General features: G+C 34.2%; 2 protein-coding genes. One reads left to right on the plus strand and one right to left on the minus strand.

Translation table 11 applies throughout. The features are described from left to right. Window positions 1-227: 227 nt before the first annotated feature. Window positions 228-683 carry an Lrp/AsnC family transcriptional regulator gene (locus MLE14_RS22210; RefSeq protein ID WP_243300541.1) on the minus strand — a complete coding sequence of 152 codons (456 nt, stop codon included), beginning with the start codon at window positions 681-683 and terminating at the stop codon, window positions 228-230. A gap of 119 nt (window positions 684-802) precedes the next feature. On the opposite strand from MLE14_RS22210, the gene MLE14_RS22215 reads away from it, so the two are divergent. Next, window positions 803-1360, plus strand: coding sequence for a cysteine hydrolase family protein (locus MLE14_RS22215; RefSeq protein ID WP_243300542.1), 558 nt, complete (start codon window positions 803-805; stop codon window positions 1358-1360). Window positions 1361-1566: the final 206 nt, after the last annotated feature.

Consider the following 1566-nt stretch of genomic DNA (forward strand, 5'->3'; position numbering starts at 1 on the left):
AAGTGTCTATTGTACGCCATTCTGTTCGAAGACTAGAGAACTTAGGATATAGTGTGACAATAACAGAAGTCTCTTAATTATGAATCCGAATCCAGGACATCTTATTTAGGCGCATCTTTTAAAAAAAATAAAAGAGCTGCGTCTATTTTAGTATTGCCTTTTTTGTGAGGTTGTAGAAGTTAATTTTCATGGTAGTTTAAGTACAATTCTTCACAATCTTTTTTTCATTAAGATTCATGGTGTATTGTAGCAGTCAATGGATGTTGTTGTTTTATTTCTTGTATTGATAGATTTAAACTGTAATTCCCGTGTTCGAGAAGTTTATTGAGAAAAAGATTCAGGTGATCTTGGGATTTTACTTTTATTTTTAAATGGTAACAACCTTCCCCAGATACTCGATGACCTTCAACCACCTCATTTCGTTCTTTAATAAAACGTAAAAACGAATCATGGTTTGCTGTTTTCATATAAATAATGACAAACGCTGTATAAGAAAATCCTAATTTCATTTCATCTACTATTAGAGAGTAGGCTTTAATTACACCACTCTCCTCAAGTTTTTTAATACGATTCCCTACTGCCTGTCCCGTCATATGAATTTGTTTCCCTAAGTCTTTCCATTGAACACGTGAATTTTCGGATAGTAGCCGAAGGATCTGAAAATCAATGTTATCAAGTTCCATAATAAATTCCTTTCACCATGAAATGATTTGATATAAAAGAGTTTCATCAGAGTATCGATAAAAATCAAGATATTATTTATCATTTTATTGTAATAAATTTTTAAATGAGGTGAAAGAAAATGAGCACAGCTTTAATCATTATCGATATTCAAAATGACTATTTTCCAAATGGAAAGATGGAATTAAGCAATCCTGAAATAGCAGCTGCTAATGCTGCAAAGGTACTTGAATGGTTTAGACAGAATAACAAAGATAATATTTTTCATGTCCAGCATATCGCAAGTGATCCAGGGTTAGGCTTCTTCCTTCCGAATACGGAGGGAGTTAAACTGAATAAAGCTGTTCTGCCATTAGAAAACGAAAGCATTATTATTAAACATTTCGCTAACAGCTTTTTAAAGACAGAATTAGAAAGCAAATTAAAAGAAAAAGGAATAACCAAGTTAGTGATTGTAGGTATGATGACACATATGTGCATTGATGCAACAGTTAGAGCTGCAGTGGATCTAGGCTTTGAAACTACACTTATTGAAGATGCATGTGCGACAAGAGACTTATCTTATCAAGATAAGGTCGTGCCAGCTGAACAGGTTCATTATGCGTTTGTTAGTGCCCTTAACGGAATGTATGCCAATGTAACTTCGACCGAGGATTTCCTGAAATTAGTTAACAATTAACATTAAAAAAGGAGATTGTTTAAAACAACAATCTCCTTTTTTGATGTTTGAAAACGAAATTAAATATTCTTGTTCCACTAGTCGAGTAGAAGAGAACCTCTCTACCTCTCGGTAGATTGTATTCTCCCCCCTCACAGAACCGTGCTTGCGCTACTCACGCACACGGCTCCTCCTAGTTATCATTCACAAAATGTAGCTTAGCTCTT

The organism is Bacillus litorisediminis, from assembly GCF_022808645.1.
Taxonomy (GTDB): domain Bacteria; phylum Bacillota; class Bacilli; order Bacillales; family JC228; genus Bacillus_BF; species Bacillus_BF litorisediminis.